This window comes from Pseudoclavibacter sp. VKM Ac-2867, assembly GCF_015351275.1.
GTDB lineage: Bacteria > Actinomycetota > Actinomycetes > Actinomycetales > Microbacteriaceae > Pseudoclavibacter.
Map to the genome: position 1 here is coordinate 78,864 of NZ_JADKSL010000011.1, position 17,461 is coordinate 96,324.

At 64.4% G+C, this 17,461-nt stretch carries 13 protein-coding genes and 1 pseudogene; 7 read left to right on the top strand and 7 right to left on the bottom strand.

The window, feature by feature from the left end; genetic code table 11:
• Nucleotides 1-74 precede the first annotated feature (74 nt).
• The 5 genes from ITJ67_RS12270 to ITJ67_RS12290 form a co-directional block, all read right to left on the bottom strand.
• The gene (locus ITJ67_RS12270; protein WP_228502744.1) at nucleotides 75-1,271 is read right to left on the bottom strand and encodes an aminotransferase class I/II-fold pyridoxal phosphate-dependent enzyme; all 1,197 of its coding nucleotides are present in this window, start codon (nucleotides 1,269-1,271) and stop codon (nucleotides 75-77) included.
• The gene (locus ITJ67_RS12275; RefSeq protein WP_194677837.1) at nucleotides 1,268-2,719 is read right to left on the bottom strand and encodes an AMP-binding protein; all 1,452 of its coding nucleotides are present in this window, start codon (nucleotides 2,717-2,719) and stop codon (nucleotides 1,268-1,270) included. The genes ITJ67_RS12270 and ITJ67_RS12275 overlap by 4 nt, the downstream gene beginning before the upstream one ends.
• Nucleotides 2,716-3,849, bottom strand: a complete 1,134-nt coding sequence (locus ITJ67_RS12280) for an acyl-CoA dehydrogenase family protein (protein WP_194677838.1) — start codon at nucleotides 3,847-3,849, stop codon at nucleotides 2,716-2,718. Before ITJ67_RS12280 ends, ITJ67_RS12275 begins: the two co-directional genes overlap by 4 nt.
• 30 nt (nucleotides 3,850-3,879) lie before the next feature.
• Complete coding sequence (locus ITJ67_RS12285) at nucleotides 3,880-4,152, bottom strand: acyl carrier protein (RefSeq protein ID WP_194677839.1); 273 nt, start codon at nucleotides 4,150-4,152, stop codon at nucleotides 3,880-3,882.
• A 686-nt stretch (nucleotides 4,153-4,838) separates the two neighbouring features.
• Nucleotides 4,839-6,050 carry an MFS transporter gene (locus ITJ67_RS12290; RefSeq protein WP_194677840.1) on the bottom strand — a complete coding sequence of 404 codons (1,212 nt, stop codon included), beginning with the start codon at nucleotides 6,048-6,050 and terminating at the stop codon, nucleotides 4,839-4,841.
• 74 nt (nucleotides 6,051-6,124) lie between these two features.
• Between ITJ67_RS12290 and ITJ67_RS12295 the strand changes: the two genes are divergently transcribed.
• Together ITJ67_RS12295 and ITJ67_RS12300 are read left to right on the top strand one after the other, a co-directional pair.
• Nucleotides 6,125-6,703: a TetR/AcrR family transcriptional regulator gene (locus ITJ67_RS12295; protein WP_194677841.1), complete on the top strand. Its 579-nt coding sequence runs from the start codon at nucleotides 6,125-6,127 to the stop codon at nucleotides 6,701-6,703.
• Nucleotides 6,704-6,939: 236 nt separating this feature from the next.
• The gene (locus tag ITJ67_RS12300) at nucleotides 6,940-7,488 is read left to right on the top strand and encodes a hypothetical protein (RefSeq protein ID WP_194677842.1); all 549 of its coding nucleotides are present in this window, start codon (nucleotides 6,940-6,942) and stop codon (nucleotides 7,486-7,488) included.
• A 391-nt stretch (nucleotides 7,489-7,879) separates the two neighbouring features.
• Here ITJ67_RS12300 and ITJ67_RS12305 read toward each other — a convergent pair whose 3' ends face one another.
• Entirely contained in the window at nucleotides 7,880-8,434 is a 555-nt protein-coding gene (locus tag ITJ67_RS12305) for a hypothetical protein (protein ID WP_194677843.1), read from the bottom strand.
• A gap of 348 nt (nucleotides 8,435-8,782) precedes the next feature.
• Between ITJ67_RS12305 and ITJ67_RS12310 the strand changes: the two genes are divergently transcribed.
• The 5 genes from ITJ67_RS12310 (at nucleotide 8,783) to ITJ67_RS12330 (ending at nucleotide 16,255) form a co-directional block, all read left to right on the top strand.
• Nucleotides 8,783-8,938, top strand: coding sequence for a hypothetical protein (locus tag ITJ67_RS12310; RefSeq protein ID WP_194677844.1), 156 nt, complete (start codon nucleotides 8,783-8,785; stop codon nucleotides 8,936-8,938).
• Between the two features lie 441 nt (nucleotides 8,939-9,379).
• A complete protein-coding gene (locus tag ITJ67_RS12315) occupies nucleotides 9,380-10,729 on the top strand; it encodes a pentapeptide repeat-containing protein (RefSeq protein WP_194677845.1) in 1,350 nt (449 codons plus the stop codon).
• Nucleotides 10,730-12,119: 1,390 nt separating this feature from the next.
• The gene (locus tag ITJ67_RS12320; protein ID WP_194677846.1) at nucleotides 12,120-14,594 is read left to right on the top strand and encodes a hypothetical protein; all 2,475 of its coding nucleotides are present in this window, start codon (nucleotides 12,120-12,122) and stop codon (nucleotides 14,592-14,594) included.
• Nucleotides 14,591-15,973: a hypothetical protein gene (locus ITJ67_RS12325; protein ID WP_194677847.1), complete on the top strand. Its 1,383-nt coding sequence runs from the start codon at nucleotides 14,591-14,593 to the stop codon at nucleotides 15,971-15,973. The genes ITJ67_RS12320 and ITJ67_RS12325 overlap by 4 nt, the downstream gene beginning before the upstream one ends.
• 45 nt (nucleotides 15,974-16,018) lie before the next feature.
• Entirely contained in the window at nucleotides 16,019-16,255 is a 237-nt protein-coding gene (locus ITJ67_RS12330; RefSeq protein WP_194677848.1) for a hypothetical protein, read from the top strand.
• An 81-nt stretch (nucleotides 16,256-16,336) separates the two neighbouring features.
• Here the strand turns inward: ITJ67_RS12330 and ITJ67_RS12335 are convergent.
• A pseudogene (locus tag ITJ67_RS12335) lies at nucleotides 16,337-17,461 on the bottom strand (hypothetical protein); the annotation flags it as partial.

Genomic DNA, 17,461 nt, shown 5'->3' on the forward strand with positions numbered 1-17,461 from the left:
GCCGCTAAGCGCGCCTCCACCGCCGGTGCCTGCACTGGATTGGCGTCTCGTTTCGGTACGACGCTCCACGCCGATCAGTTCAGCGCGAACCTCGCAGTCGCTCGAGCCATCGTCGCTAGGAACAGGTCGATCTCGTCGTCGGAGTGAGCACTGGTCACGCCGACACGCAGGCGCCCTTCGCCGAGGGGAACGTGCGGATACACAAACGTACCCGTGAAGACGCCCTCATCCATGAGCCAACGAGAGACTTCGACGGTCTGCTGCTCGTTCCCGAGCCTGATCGGAACGATGTGGCTCGTGGTTTCGATCAAGTCGAGCCCGAGGGAGCGGAGCCCCTGCGTGACTCTCGCGGTGTTCCGAGCCAGGTCGGACCGCAGCCGTGGCCCGTCTTCCGCCAGGATGCGAAGCGATTCGAGAGAGGCGGCGGCAACGGCCGGAGCGACGCTTCTGGAGCTGGTGAACGACGGCGAGAGGTAGCGCATCCGTCTTTGCTGCTCCGAGCTGCAGAGAACGAAGCCGCCGACGCTACCGATCGCTTTGCTCATCGTGCCGACGATGACATCGACGTCTCCCAGGACGCCGAATTCGTCCGCGACGCCGAGGCCGTCGGGGCCCATAGTTCCGAAGGAGTGAGCTTCATCAACGACCGTAATGGCGTCGTACGTTTTTGCGAGCTTGACGATCTCCGGAAGGGGTGCCACGTCACCGTCGGCGCTGTACAGGCCGTCTACGAGGATCACCCGGGAGGCCTTGTCCTGTGTCTTCTTGAGGATCGCCTCAAGCTTCGCGACGTTGTTGTGCGGGAACGTCCTGAGCTCCGCCTTTGACAGCCAGCTACCCATGTACAGCGAGATGTGGGCAGTTCGGTCGCTGATGATGACGCTGTCCGGCCCGGCAAGGGACGAGACCACAGCCTGGTTTGCCGCCATCCCCGACGGAAAGATGAGCGCAGCCTCAAAGGGCCCCAGACTCTGGAGGTGCTCCTGGAGTTCGTTGTGCAGCGACGTCTTCCCGCAGAGCAGCTGCGCGCCGTAGGTGTTGGTTCCGAAGGCGGCGATGGCGTCGATTGACGCTCGCTTGAGACGGTCGTGCTGCGAGAGGCCGAGGTAGTCGCAGGAGCCGAACATGAGCATGGTCCCGATGTTCGAGATGTCGACGGAGTTCCCGCGGTTCGCCTCGACGACCGGGAAGAACGGGGAAATGCCTCTGTCCTCCCACTCGGCGTACATCTCGAGCGGTTCCGTGGGTGCCTGCGTGGTCATGGTGTTCATGCGAGTTCCTTTCCGATTGCGTGCGCGAGGTGGGTGCGGTCGACCTTCCCGTTGGGCGTCCGCGGCAGTGTTTCCACGACGTGCAGCCGGTCAACGATCATGTATGTGGGCAGGTGCGTTGCGGTGTGGCTTTTGAGTCCGAGAAGGGACACTCGGCGCCCACCCTTAGGGACGACGACGGCCGTGAGACTTCGGTCAGCGCCTTCCCCGACGGCCAGGACCGCGACATCCTGGATCGCTTCGTGCAGGCCGAGGACCGCCTCGATATCCCCGACTTCGACTCGATATCCGCGAATTTTCACGAGCCCATCGCTTCTTCCGACGTACTCGATTTCACCCTCGGAACCGATCCGCCCGAAGTCGCCTGTCGCGTACGCGCCATCTTGCGGCGCCTGGCCCCAGTAGCCGAGCATGACGCTTGGACCCTCAACGACGATCTCCCCTTCGTCCGGTCCGGGTCGGAGCGCGACGTGGGCGCCGGAGGCTGGATAGCCGATGGGGATCGGTGTGTTGCGCGTCAGGTCTGCGGCTGAGAGTTTGTAGCCAGTGCAGACGTTGGTTTCAGTTGGTCCGTACCAGTTCATCAGGCGCACATCGGGCCAAGTCTCGAGCAGCGCTTTCGCCCTCCCGAGCGGGAAGGGCTCCCCGGCGAAGATCATGACCCGAATCTCGTCCGGGGCTCGCCAAACGAATAGCCCACCGTGATCGATCATCAGCATGAGCGCCGACGGCACCGAGTACCAGACGGTGATCTGACGCTCGCGGATGAAGGCTGCCAACGCGGTCCCGTTGTTCGCTGCAGAGGACGGGATCAGGTCCACTGCAGCTCCAGCTGCGAAGGCGCCGTAAAGGTCGAAGACGGAGAGGTCGAAGCTGAATGGAGCATGGCTCGACAGCCGATCATCAGAACGCACGCCGGCCTCGACGACTGCCCAGTCGACGAACGCTCGAGCGTTCGTGTGGGAGATCGTCACGCCTTTGGGGACGCCCGTGGATCCCGAGGTGAACAGAATGTAGGCCGGGTCATCCGGTGAGATCGACGGAGCTGGGGGAACCTCAACTCGCTCGGATGTTAGGAGCAACTCGAGTGTCGAGCTGCCGAGTCGGGTGGCGAAGCCGATCGGACCGTTAGTAACCACGAAGGAAGCCCAGGCAAGGTCGACAACCTGCTTCACCCGCGAGACCGGATTGCTCGGCGCCACGGGCACGTAGATGATCCCAAGGCGAAGCGCGGCCTGCATGAGTGCGACGGTGACCGCACACTTCTCGGTCCAGATGACCAGCCGGTCCCCAGCCTCGAGCCCGTGCCGAGCGAGGGCCGACATAAGCCGTTCCACGATCTCGTCAAGCTCGCCATATGAGTAGGTCAGCGGGCCGTCGTGCACGGCTGACGCCTCGGCGTTCATCGAGAGACTGTCCAAGAAGTACTGCTGCAGGAGCGTGCTCATAGTCCGAGCCCCGCGGCCACGAGGTCACGCTGGATGTTCGAGGTGCCGGAGAAAACGGTGCTTGCCGACGCGTCCCTGAGCGCCCGCTCTACCTCAGCATCGCGCATGTACCCCAGCCCGCCGAAGAGCTGCGACGCCATTCCGGCGGAGGCAACCGCTGACTCGGAGACTGCCAACTTGGACAGTGACGAGAAGAGTTCAGCGTCGTCGTCATGGTCGATCCCCCACGAGGCGCGGTAGAGCAGCAAGCGGGCGCCCTCGAGTCGAATCTTCATGTCGGCGATCTGGTGCTTCACGGCTTGGAATCCGGACAATCGTTGCCCGAATTGTCGACGGTTGCGGACGTGACCAACCGTGTGATTGAGGATCTTCTGCTGCAACCCGATGTAGATGCCGAAGAGGCAGGTACGCTCCCACAACATCGACTGCTGGAAGATTCGTCCCCCCATGCCGGGGACACCTAGGACATGGGAGTCCGGCACGAACGAGTCGTCGAACTGCACCTCTGCTGCGGCGCAGCCTTCGAGGCCGCTCTTGACAAAGACCGGGCCCACGCTGGTCCCGAACGACTCTCTGGGTACGACGAAGGCTGTGCGTCCCAGTGACCCGGCGTTCGCGTCCGTCACGGCGTAGGTGACGAAAACATCCGCGATCGGCGCGTTGGAGACGAACGACTTCACGCCGTTCAGCACGTATCCCCCATCGACGCGGGTTGCCGTCGTCTGCAAGGCGCCGACATCCGAACCGGCACCCGCTTCCGTGATCGCGTTTGCGCCGATGACGCGTCCTGCGGACATACCTGGCAGCAGCTCGGACCGGAGTTGCTCGCTGCCGTGATGCAAGACGGGCGTCACACAAGCCAGGAGGTGAGCCGCACCGCCAAACACGAGTCCGAGGTTCGGGCTCGTCTCGCCTGCGGCCTCGTAGGCGAGAGCCGTTCCCTGCGCCGACCAGCCAGCGCCGCCGTACTCCTCCGGGATGCACCCACCAAGGAGCCCCATCTCCCCGAGTTGCCCCCAGCCGGCACGACTTGGAGCAGCGTGCATCCCGTGCGTCGGGAGCTGGGATGCAGCTTCGCGGATTCCTTTGAGGAGGGCGAGTTCCTCGGTGCTCGTCGAGAAATCGACCATGCGTTTGCTCCGTTCCTCCAGGTCCGAGGCCTACTTCGCCACCGGCACGGCGAGCAGGTTCTCGACCAGCGACGAGATGGCATTGATGTCGCGCATGTTTTCGGCGACGACGGCCTCAGCAGGGACGCGCACTCGGTACTCCGTCTCGATGAAGTTGACGAGCCTCGTCAGCTCGATGGACTTGAGCACACCCCACTCCAGCAGCGGCGTCTCGAGTGTCAACTCCTCATCTCCGTCCAAGAACTCGTCTTGGACGAGCTCGATGAGAGATGCCTGGATTGCGGACCGCGTTTCCTGTGTCATGACATTTCCTTTGTTCGGAGGGCTTGAATGGGTGTTGCTCGGGACGCGTCGTCTTCGGCCAGTCGGATGTCTAGGTCTTGGAGGGCCCGAACGGCGAGGTAGCAGACGTGTTCCGAAGTCAGATGCAGGCGGATGAGTTCGAGCGGTGGTCGTTCGCCCAAGCTCGCCTGCCGGTTTCCCTGCGGGATTGCGGGAGTGCTCAATGCGATTCGAGACAGCGGCTCCGCCACGCCGATGCCCCAGGCCTTGGAAGCTGCTTCTCGCATGACCCACTCCTCAAGCGGATCTGCAGCGGAGCCGTCAAGGTCGAGGACTGCGGCGACACCGTCGGCCTGACGGCTGCATGACTCGACATCGATCCCGACGCTCGACGCTCGAGGACCCACCGCGACGACAGTGAGGTCACTGGCATGAGAAACCGATAGTGAAGCTTCCGGAGCCTCCAGGCGGCCATGCTCGTTCGAGCCGCACCCGGGGCATCGCCGTGTCACCGCCTCATGAGGCCGCCCGAGATCGCGCAAGCACGCACGAACGAGCTGCGCACCGACTCCTCGTCGAGCCTGGACCCGCTCGGGGTACCCGGTCGGATGCCCCTTGCTCTGGTCCCCCGCCGGCGGGCGGGTCTCAACTTCCCTGACTGCAAATCTCACGATGACGATCCCCCCGATCGAGCTCATGTGATGGGCCTACTCGCGCGTCTCGGTAACCGACGCGCTCCGCTGAGGCAGGGCTGCAAGTCCGGTCGCAAGAACGAGGGCAGTGGTGGCGATAATGCCCGTGAGCGTGATGCCGCCGAGATCGAACGTGAAGACCCCAAGCGCCGACCCAGTTGCTCCGCCCAGGAAAGTGATGGACATGTAGATGGTGTTCGTGCGCCCGGCCACAGCTGGGGCTCGGAGGATGCGCGTCTGGTTCGCAACCTGCGTGAGCTGATTCGCCAAAGTGATGCCGAACATGGCGACCAAGATGACGGGCACCTGATTGGCTCCGACTACGACGGTGAGCGCACTCACGCAGCCGAGGGACGCGGCGGCCAGGAGGAATCGCGCCGGCCCCCACCGGTCGACGATGCTGCCCGCCTGCTGCGTCAGCACAGCTGCGACGATCCCGACGAGTCCGACGAGTCCCGCCTGCGCGGTGCTCCAACCGACGACCTGCGTGAAGTGGAGCACGGTGACGACCCAGAGTGCGTTGAAGCCGCCGAAGACGAGGAACTGGATGCTAGCTGCGCGACGCAGTGCCGCATCGGTTCGGAAGATCGAGGGCAGGCTTGCGAGCAGCTCACGATAGGACGCCTTCGTCGGCGGCCGAACCGTGGCAGGGACGCGCCAGCGGACCAGGAGGACGAGAACAAACATGAGCACTGCGATCGTGAGGATGGCCGCACGCCAGCCGAGGACGTCGCAGATCCACGCGACGACGATGCGACCGCCAAAGACCCCGAACAGCAGAGCCCCGGTGAGGACCGCGGTGGTGCGCCCGGAGCGCCCTGCCGGACTGAGCCTGATCGCCAGTGGCAGCAGAACCTGAGCGACGTTGCTGACCAGGCCGGCACAGAACAGCGCGATGGCCAAGTGCATTGGCGATTGCGCCAGCGAAGCAAGACCCAGGAATGCGGCCGCGACCAGGAGCTGCACTTGAGCCTGGCGTCGTGGGCTCACGACATCGGCCAACGGCAGCAACGCGACGATGCCGACGGCGTAGCCCACTTGCGCCGAGGTCGCGATCCACCCGAGGTCGCCAGTGCTGGTCGAGAACTCTTGAGCGACGACCGTCAGGATTGGCTGCGCGAGGTAACTGATTGTGACGGCGCCGGCAGATACGACCGCGAGCATCGCGAGGCTGAGCCCCCATGGCTGAGCAAGCGATGGCGTCGCTTCCTGGTCTAGCTCAGTCATCAGCGTCCCCCGCCTAGATTTGTTACTAACCATTCAGTAACCCCGCCGCAAGACTAACCAGAGAAGATGGGTTCATGCAATACGACAAAGACGCGACTCGAGCTCGAATCTTCGCGGCCGCTGATGACGAGTTCGCACGCGACGGCATCAACGGCGCCAGAGTCGACAAAATCGCGGCACGAGCCGAGACGAGCAAGGCGCTCATCTACAACTACTTCGGCAACAAGGAGCAGCTGTTCGCGGAGGTCGTCACCGCACGACTCACCGATTTTGCCGAGTCGGTCGACATCAACCCACTCGATGTGCCTGCGTACTTCACCTCGGTCTTCGACTACCTCGTCGACCACCCGGACATCATCCGCTTCATGCAGCACGAAGCACTGCACTACCACCCGTCCGAGGCCCCGGGGTTCGAGATCCGACGCCAGCGCTACCACCTCCGCATCGAGGCGATTCGTGAAGCGCAACGCCTCGGCACCGTCGATCCCGAGATCGACCCCGAGGCCACGTATCTGCAGCTGATGGGCACCGTCAACTGGTACTTCGCCGCGCCACAGATCGCCGAGATGCTCGTGCCTAGCTCATCGGCGGAGAGTCTGCTCCGGTTCCGCACCTCGCTCGAACGAACAATACGTAAGGCCCTGGCCCCATAGCGCGCCGATCGCGCCTGCCAGCTTCGTCCAGACGCGGTCGGACGCAGACTGATGTGGGTGGAGGCGCAGGCGAGCCACTCCCTCGCAATGTCCAAGAATCCGCATACGAATTCGGACGGTCAGATTCGCTCCCCTGAGTAGCCTTGACGCGATAACGGACGGAGCTGCAACGCTGCCTCGACGTCGACAGTGACCGACCACGACCACGCCCCGTTCACCTCGAAAAGACCGCCACCTTGGCACCTGACTTCATCGTCACCGTCCTAATCCCGCTCTTCGCTCTCATCGGTGTCCTCGGGTGCATCGCCGCCGACGCGCACGCCCGCACCAGACGGCATCTCGTGCGGACGTCATTCAACAGCGCGGGCAAGAAACGCGAGGTCCGGAATCGAGGTCAAGCCCTTGCCGCCGAGCGCACAGCTGGAGTCCCCGCCGACGAGCTCGACTCGCTCTATGACTCCGCAGAGCTCCAGGGGCTCTTCGTCGACGCCGATCGGCTTGACCGAGCATCTATCACAGCAGCGGACGTGTACGCCCACACTCCGAACGCGAACATCTCCACGCTGTTCTCCGCCGTGCTCTGGTTCGCCGCCGCGGTCATCGCCGGACAACTCGTGTGGGACCAGCACCAGAACTCGACCGCCATCGACACGGGCGTCCTCGACACGGGAGCGATCATCACGGCCAGCGGAGCTGTCATCTACTTCGCGGTCGCGATCACCTTCGCAGTCAGCTACCGGATGCTCGTTCACGATCGCGCGGTGCTTGCAGACCAGACGGAGTAGGTCTCGCTACGTCAGCGACCCGGCCGCATCAGGTGTAGGGCTGCTCCTGCTTCCGCTCCGCTCGTCGATGTGACTAGCGAAGATGAACTTCACCAACCAGATCGCCAAGATCGTTGCCGCGAGCCACAACAGCCGAGGTCGGCCTGCGGCAACGAGCATGGCGAGCGCCAGCAGAGTAGCCGGGAACGGGTCAGCAGCGGTGTCGCCCAGTTCGTAAGGCGACCGACTCCACCGATCTCCGCTCCCCAATGGCCGGGACGGCCCCGTCTTGGGGATCCTCGTTCCTTGCATCCGATCGCAGGGCGAAAAGTACATGGAATCCGGATCGCCAGCGGTGTCGGCGGGGAGATAGCGATCACGTCGATTGCAGCGCCTCGGTTTTCGAGTGGGTCTAGTCGGCGATGGCTGGGAGTTCTTCGCCGGATTCGGTGTTGAGAAGGTGTGCTTTGTCGTCCACAAACACGAGCGTGACGTCGACCAACGAGACTCGTCCGTCCACGCTGAAGGTGACATCGTGGGCGGCGAAAACGGCACCAGCCGGACTGTCGGCCCGAGACACCGCACCAAATCCGTCCACGAGACCGTACGTTTCTGCCGCCCAGTCCGTCACCGTGGCAGTGACCTCCCCCGCTTTCGCGTTCTCGGCTCTCTCGTCCATGACGTTGATGTTGATGAAGAACAAGCTCGCACCTGCCACGATGCCGATGAGTCCAACGACGGCGGGTGCGAAGGAGTCCTCCGTCAGGGAGAAGGAGATGGTGAATATCCCTGCCAAGATGAGCGCAACGCCGAGGATCGCGCCCATCGGGGTTCCAAACAGGATGTCACGGAACACCACGAAGAGATTCTCCGCTTCCAATCCCGACATCGAGGGAAAAACGGGCTCGGCTGGGACCAGTACATCGTCCCGGGTGAATGTTGTCGCGAGGGTCGCGGTCGTGAACATGTGCTGCTCCAATGAGTACGTGGCCGGCTCGCTGAACACAGCGGGCCTCGGTGCTACGACACCTATGCGGGGACGCCAAGACGGGGGCATGAAAGTCGCGATCCGCGGTGTGCTCCGCGTCACTGCCAGCGTCTGGGCCGTCCACGTTCCGCCGCTCCATCTCGCAGTACCCGTCGACAGCAAGGATGCTGCTGTCACCGACGCGTTGCGAGCCTTCGCTGCTGCTGCTGCTCCGAAACGGTCCCCACGCAACATCGAATTGGACGTGCATCTCTCAGATGGGACGGCTGAAGTCGTCACCCGCCAGCGACACCGTGGCCTCCTCGCGGCCAGCTCCGCAGACTGGACATGCTTGCCGACGAACTCGCCAAGCAGGAACTCGAGATCCGCAGTCGCCTCGACGCGCAGCGCGAGCACGTCGACGAAGCGCTCCTCGCGTTCGGTGCAGCCCATGCGGGAGCCGGCACGGTACCCGAGGCGGACCTCATGCACCACATCTACTAGGCTCGTGCGCGCCGAGACGCTCGCTCGCGTCCTGCACCTGAATTGGGGGAGCCAGGCGCATGCTGAGGTCGACCCTTGCACCGAGGCCCGCACACGCTCGAAGTGCCACGCCGACACGACACGTCCAAGCGCGAGCCGAGCAGAACCAGCACGACTCGATCACCGCTTCTGCAACGGCTGCATGGCCCGAATCTGGCGCGAAGGCCAGGAACGCCGAGCCAACAGATCAGCTGCGGAACTCGCACAGGAAACGTATAAGGACGAGCGGTGCGACGCCGCGGTCCGTGACGGTGTGGCACCATCCGCGATCTACGTCTACTACCGGGCCTCGGGGGAACTTAGCAAGTCGACAACGCGCGAGTGGTGCAGGCCCTTGAAGACAACTGAGCCGTGAAACCCTTGTAGTTAGGCTCCAACGAGTTGCTGCGGCAGGATCGTGAGATGACTGATCGCAAACCGACCCTTGGCTCACGTCTGAGAGCGCTTGCCCGGATCCCGTTTGATGCTGAGCAGAGCAACGCTGTCCGTGGTCGGACGGCGCTGATCGTTATGAGTGGACTCGCTGCGTTCGGCATCGGTCTTTGGTGGCTCCTCGCCTGGGTACTTGTTGGTCTGCCCCAGGCGATCGTCACCGACACCTGGAACGGACGTTGTACGGCATCAACTGGGATAGATTGCACTCGCGCAATTGCTGATGCCCGGCAATCCGTGCTTCTCGTGGCTGGAGGTGCGATTGCTCTCGTCGGTATAGTTTTCACCTACCTGCGCTGGCGGGCAGAACGCGACAGCACGGACGAAGCACTCAAAGAGGGCAAGCGTGCCGCCGAACGCCATTCACGTGAGTTTGAGCAGCTCGAGATCACCAGAGTCACGGACGCTTTGGCTCTCCTTGAAGCGCCAGAACTTGCGAAAAGAGTGGCGGCAGTCAGTTTGCTCGGTGACTACGCATTGACGTCCGAGGATTCACGCCGTTCCCGCATGATCCTCGACGTACTCACGGTCTACGTTCGACAGGAGGCTAGCAAGCGTCGAGAGGACAGCGAAGGACGCGAGTCGGACGAGCTTTCGCCTCTGTCGACAGCAACTGCCCTCGCGATCCGACTCATGGCCCGCATCGCGGCAGCCCGACGGTTCAAGGCTGAGCTCCAGTACCTCACCCTCGTTGAGCTCGACGCCCCCGGCGTCGACTGGAGTCACACGAATCTGGATGGAACTACCTTCGTTCGATCGAATCTCGCTGGTTCCGTGTTCGGTAACCCAGTGTTCCTGAATCGTTCGATCACGAATCTGAAGCTCTTGGATTCCAACATCAACAGCGCCAACTTCAGTCATGTGACTCTGTACTCCCCTACGCTAGAGGGGCACCCTGGCAAGCATCATCTCCAAAACGCCATGGTCGGCACCGACTTTTCGAACTCCACCTGGGAGTCCGGCACGCTGAGCAATCTGTCGATCTACGGCGCAATCTTCACGAAGGCACACCTCTTTGGCGTCGACTTCGGACAAGTCATCCTTCATCAACCCGTGTGGCACAGCGTGATGCTTGTGGACTGTCAACTAGCTGAAGTGCGAATGCCGCGGGGCGTAAATTTCACCGGTGTCCAGCTCGAAGAGACCACACTCACGGCGAATCAGATCGCGCAGAGCAAGGGCTTGGAAGGCTTCACCAGAGAACGTGGCAGAGTAACGCGTATTCCAAGTGCCCCGTCGACCGAGGTCCGCGATAGCGGCGAGACCCCGGGCAATAGCCGCACTCCGGAACCGAGCCCAACTGACGAGTCGCCTACTTAAGATCCCTCGGTCGCTGGCGCTCCCTCGGGGCGTTCTGCATCGTCCCGTTGCGTCTTGTTGCTGTTCGCTGTCCGGGCTTCGCCCGTCCCGTCATGTTGCTTCCCGCATCGCCCTCTGTTGCTGCCGCGCGGGGCGCGGCCACCGTCTCTCCCCGGCCCGTCTCTGCACCGTCACCTGTCTGCGTTCCTGCCACCTGCGCTCCCTGTCCGCGTGTACATTCCTGCATCCCTACAAGCCTGCATCCCTACATGCCTGCATTCCTCCATCCGCCGACACCCTGCAGAGTGTTGCGCCATGCATCCCGTCTCGTTGGCTGCGCCGCTCGTTCCTCGCGTCGCGGTCCTGTGGTTGCGCCGTTCTCACCAGTCACCTTCTCGGGTCCCCCAGCGGCGTGACCTGCGGTCCCGCGCTTCGCCGTTTCCGTCGCCCATCCCGAACATCTCTCTGCTGTCCCCCGCCTGCAGTTTCACCCCCTCTGCCGCTGCGTCCTGGATCGTCTCGTCGCAGCTCGTTTCTGATTGCTTCACGCTGCGTTGCAGCGGGCTCGTTCCTCGCCCGCGGTCCTGTGGCTGGGGTGTGCGAGGAGGTGTCGTTGTTGAGGGTTCCGGGTGTCCACTTCGTGGCCACGCTTCGCCGCAGGGTTCGGTGGCCTGAGGAGGTGTCGTTGTCGGGGTGCTTGGCCTGGGTCCCGCGGGGTGAAGTCTGCGACAGAGGTGTCGACTTTTCTCACCCCCGGTGCGCATCTCAGACGGCCACTTTCATTCGTCGCACTTTCGGTCCGATGCGAGACGTTTCGTTGTGCATGTCCAAGGTGAGTCAGCGCCTGCGGCGCGTTCCAGTGGCCGCGTCCCAGAAGCAGGCGAAAGTGGCGCGGACGAGCAGACCCGGGACCGGCACCGAAGTGGCACTGATGAGGGTGGCTGGAGCACCGACAGCACGCCGCACACAGTGTGAGCAGGACGGAACATCTCGAAGCAGGGGCTGAGAGGTGGCTGGGCGATGAGTGTGAATGGTGGAACGAGTGAGACCAGACAACCACGCGGACGCCCGAGGAACGAGGGCAAAGACCCCGCGGCGACTGAGCGGACGAGGCAACGCCTCGGAAAGCCACGTGGCACCTGAACGCCCGAACGCCGCACTCGAAGACGCGCCAGCGGCTAAGACTGCAAGGCACCAGGAAAGACGCCCCAGCGGCTTACCTGCGCGAGGACCAGAAGCTGAAAACTTGGAAGGTTGAGGGGATGAGCGGGGGCTGGAGTGGGATTCGGCGGTTTTTACCGGGGATTTTCAGGCACCTTTTGAAGTGCTGGTTTTTGAGCTGCCCCTCCGAAATTCCCCGGGGTTTTCGCTCGGGCACACGTTGGTCAGGGGTTCGCGCATAGGACGCGCTATGAGCGCGATTTCTGAGGTGTCCACGTACGAGTTGTTCAAGGCCGGCCCGCTGGAGGCCAACGCCAACACGTTGCTGCAGAAGGCGAAGGCATTCCAGACGCAGGCGCCGGACGGGACAACGCTGATTCTGCTGCGCGATGAGGCAGGCGGCGCTCACTCGTACGTGTCGTTCCCGGCGTCGAAGCACGCGTCCGCGTCGATGGCGTTCAAGCTCGGGGACGCGGTCGCGGCGAAAGCGCAGTACGTCGAGGAAGGCCTGTCCCTCGCAGACGTGGAGCAGGTGTCACAGCTGTCCGTTCAGAAGCTCCCCGACGTCGGCCAGTCGACGCAGGCGGGCGCCGAGTTCGGAACCGTCGTCCAGTCGATGGTCGGGTTCCTCGCAGCTGGCGAGTGGGTCGCCATTTCGCTCCGCGCGCCAACGAAATCTGAGCGCAAGAGCAACAAGCTCTGGCTCGCACACCGAGGCGTCGCCACACACCATTCGTTCGAGACGGGCGCGGTCATCGCGTCCATCTACGCGGGCTCCTCTGATGCCATGCGAGCGGGCGATCTGGTGCGGCATCTGACATCCACGCTGCCCGGGTTCGACGTGATCGCGGACGCGCGCCGGGCATCCAAGTTCGACGGGTCTCTGCCGTTCGTGGTGGCCGCGCTCGTGGGGGCCGCGACGGCGATCGCGATGCCGCTGCTGCTGCTGCTGCTGCGTGAAGTTCCGACGCTCGGCGTCGAAGTTCCGCAGCTGCTGGACGTGCCGTGGACGGTCCTCGGCGTACTCGTTGCAGTGGCCGCGATCGCGGTGTTGGTCGGTCGTCTCGTCGGCCGTCTCCCGTCGTCGTGGCGGACGTTGCAGCGCCTCCTCGGGCAGGGTCTGGCGCCGGAATCTCCGACACTCACTGGGACGCCCAAACGGCCCGCGAAAGAGACACGGACGTTGACGAAGGACAGCGAAGGGAACCCAGTCGAGAAGATCCGTCCGGAGTTCGCCGGCGAGTACCCAGTGCATCCGCACGCGGCGTTCCTGGGCCCGCATCTGCCGCTCGCGCTCGTCGCCCCGCACGCCGGTTCCGCGTTCTCCGGAGGCGCCACTGGCGACCGGATCGCGCCGGTGGAACTGCGTCGCAATATCGGGCCGGTGATTGGCTCTGACCGGGACGGCGTCGTGCACCTGAGCTCGGAAGATGCGTGGGCGGGAATGTTCGTCACGGGACTCGCCGGCTCCGGCAAATCGCGGCTCCTCGAAGCGCAGTGGGGCTGGTTCCTCTCGCACCGTCTGCAGTCGCGTCTGCGACGTTCCATGATCGCGTTCGACACCAAGGGCGACGGGGTCTCTGCTGCAGCTCACGCACGCTGGGCCGCGAAGTTCGACGCACCCGTAGACGCCGTCAACATCGCCGACCGGAACGCCGTCGATGGCATTGCGTTCTTCCCCGAACCGGGCGGGTTCATCACCGCGCACGACTACGCCCGCGACGTCGTCGACACCCTCAAAGCGGTGTACGGCGTCGACTCCATCGGACCTCGCTCATCGCCGTCCCTGATCGCCGTGTTCGAGGCCGGATCGCTGCTGTCGAGGTCGGGCACCGGGACGGTCCCGGAGGTGTTCACGGAGGCGCTCTCGCGCTACCGCGGACGTACCCCGTTCTGGTACGCGAACCTCCTCATCGGCAACGGTGACGACCAGGAAGCGAAAGAGATCGCCGGCCTCATCCAGGACGCGGCTCAGGCTCATCCGGAGCACGCGGAACTCGTGTCCGCCGCCGACCATCTCGGGCCAACCTACGGGGGTGGTGTGACGCCGTCGCAGCGCAAGAATCTGTTCGACGCGCCCCGCTCCAAGGTGGAGCCGCTGATGACGCTCGAACACTGGTGGGCGCGACCGAACCAGCGCACCTGGGACGAGCTGCTCGAGGCCGACGCGAACGTCATCATCGACTTCGGACCGTCCGCATCCGGGCACGCGCTCGACGACCGAGCCCGCGAGCAGATGGCCGCCCTGGCGATGCACACGATGTGGAAGGCAATCCGCCGCACGTGCATCGGGTGGGGCCTCGAAGACCGCCGCGTCGCCGTGTTCGAAGGCGAGGTCAAACACCTCGCCGCGCACTCCGGAGACGTCCTCTCCTGGTTCCGCAACGACGGCCGATCCTTCGGCGTCGAGCCGTACTTCGCGACCCAGTTCCCGGAGCAGCTCGAAGACACGGTCCGCAAGACGATGCTCGGCTACGGCACCCGCATCGTGCTCCGCCAGGAAGACGCCTCCGTCATCCGCGACCTCGTCGCCAGCCTCGTCATCGACGGGTCCGCGTGGGAGCCGGAAGACGTCGCGAACCTCCCCAAGTACACCGCCATCGTGAAGACCACCCTCGACAAGGAAGCCATGCGCGCGTTCACCCTCAAGATCCCCGACTTCGAAACGATGAGCGTCGCCGAGTTCGCCGCACTCCACACGTCCGAGCAGGGAGCATCCGCATGAGCGCCATCCCCATCGCCCACATCCCCTCCCGCACGCCCACGTCGAAAGCGCGAGCGATCACGCGAACGGACCCGTTCTACGACGGGCTCTGGCAAGTCGGCGCGATCGCCGCGTGGATGTCCGTCGACCAAGCCAAGCGCGCGGAAGCCGCGGGGCTCGGTCGCATCCCGAAGTGGGTGCTCGGCGACTACGACGAGGCCCTCGGGCGGCTCCAGAAACGCGGTCAGCTGTGGCAGGCGGCGCTGCGACTGCTCGCGAACGTCAACGCCTACCGCACCCTCACCGTCGAGCAGCTCGCGTTCATCTCCGGCGACAACCGAGCCATGTCCCCACAGGCGCACCTCGTGCGGGACATGTTCACGCTCGGGCTCGTCGACATCGGCACGTACCAGCGCCCCATGGGTGCCCCGCCCCACGCGCACCGGACGAAGCTGATCCGCCCGTCCAGGTCGTCGGCGTTCCACGACCTGATCCTGCCGCACATGACCTACCCGGAATGGGCGACCACCACCGGCGCGCACCCGTGGTCGGCGTCGTCGAGGTACGACCGGCACAACGCGCTCGTGGCCGAAATCATCGCGCGCGCGGCCGAGTTCCTCCCCATCGGCGCGGTCGTCGGCGAGCGGTTCGCGGACGTCGCCAACCTCGCCTACACGAGCATCGGAGACGAACCACCTCGAGGGCTGCAACGCGCAGCAGACGCCGTGCTCCTCCGTGAAGATGGCGCCCGGCTCGCGATCGAGCTCACCGCGTCCACGGGGAAGAACTTCACCGACAAGGTCGCGAAGTGGGTGCAACTGTTCGGCAATCGCAGATGGGACGACACCGGCTTGCATGTCGTGTTCGTCATCGCCGGCAACGCCGAGGCCACCGAGGGTCACCATTCAGCGGCCAGCGACCTCAGCCGAGTGCGACGTGACATCAGCCGGGCGCTGCGCGACTGGCGAGCTCCCGCGCATGACCCTGCGAAGTTCCGCATCTCCGTCGTGCAGTGGCAGGACTGGTTCCCGGGCCCCGGCCTCGTCGACTCGTCGTTCCTGACCTTGCGGGTGCAACGGCCGACCGGGCAGAACGCGGACGACCCTTGGGAGAGCGTGGACCTGCTCGACCCGCGTCAGGTGCCAACACCCACGAACGAGGACCTGCCCCGGAGCCTCGACATGCTCGCCGTCCAGCGCTTCCAGCCGTCGTGGCTGGCCGAGGGGCGCACACCTCCGAACATTCACGAGATGCGGAAGGCCACGAGCCCCCTCCGGCGCCTCACCGTGAACAAGACGGTCACGAAGACGGGGCTGCCGGTCAAGCCGCGCTTCTACCCGGAAGGGATGGGGCCACCTCAGCTGCCGATGCGGCTGCGTACGAAGCTGTCCGGGCACTGATCGCGCATAGGAGCCCCACACGCACCCACCGATTGGAGCCCGTCCATGGCTGACCAGGATCGACAGCAAGAGATGGAAGAGCAGCTCGGCGCCATCCGCGATTTCTTCGCATCCCCGCCCGGTTGGATCTTCGCTGGCGTCGTCGCGACCGCCATGCTCATCGGCGTCGTCCTCACGGGCTTCCCCGGCGTGCTCGGCGTGGCGCTGGCCATCGGCATCGGCGTCACCGCGGTCGCTCTCGCGGTGACGATCGGCGTCCTCGTCTGGCGACGGCGGGACTGAGCCGGCACGAACTCCGGTCCCATGAACGACGAAGCCCGCCACTGCTGATATGCGTATGGCGGGCTTCGTTGGACGAGCGGACTACTGATCCGCGGGCTTGCGACGCAGCAGAAGCATCGCGGCGCCAGCCAGCAGCACGAGCGATCCGACACCGAGCGTCAGCGCACCGCCGTCATCCACGCCCGTCGTTGCGAGACCACCAGAAGTTGCTGGCGCGTTCGAGGGTGCGGGAGCGATCGGAGCAGCGGATTCACCGGAGGTCGGCGGGGTGCTCGTGGCTGGTTCTGTTGGCTCAGTCGTCGGCTTCGAGGTGGGCTCAGTCGTCGGCTCGACCGTGGGCTCCGTAGTCGGCTCAGTCGTCGGCTCCGTGGTCGGAGTCGAGGTGGGGCCAGGGGTGGCGGCGGGATAGATGGTGACCGCCCCAGCGTTCTGCAGGATTTCGCTCCTGGAGCGATGAACTGCTCCGTCGTTTGCTGACGTGTCGAAGATGTAGACGGATGCAAGTCCCACTTCACCCGTCGGGAACCACTCGCCTTCGGGGACGAATAGCGTTGAGACCCCTCGGTAGACATCGCCGTCGCGTACAGCGTCTGCAACGATCGTCTCAACCTTCACGGGACGTTGGGGTTCGGCTGGCGGAACTTCGGGCGATCCAATGTCCGGTTCATCGGTACTCGCGAGCATGAACGTAACCGTGGACAGAGCCGTGTCTTCTCGAATCCGCCACGAGATTTCGATCGTGGTTCCCGATCCTTGTTGCTTCTGAGATGACAGGGTGGCGGTCAGCAGTTCGGGAGCTGTCAGATCCCAGCCGGGTGTCGTGGGCGTGGGCGTGGGCTCAGTTGTCGGAGGTTGGGACGTCACCGGAGGCACCGTCCCGCTGACAGTGAACGCGGACAAGCCAAACCGGTCGAGCTCACCCTCACGCAGGGAAACATCGTTGGAAGCCCAGTCGATCATCCGGACTACCGTCACCCGATACTCCCCAGCAGGCCAAGTCCCGCCATCAACCACGATCCGAGCAGTCCCGGCAACATCGCCATTCGTGGTCCGGTCCTCGGCATCCCACCTCGCCGTGAAGGACTTACCCGTCGGCGACTCCACCGCGAATCCCACAAACTGAAGACCTGCACTCTCCCGAACCACGAAGTCGACCGTAACCTCGTCCCCGGCACCAACCGTCGCTGCCGACGACACCACCGCAGA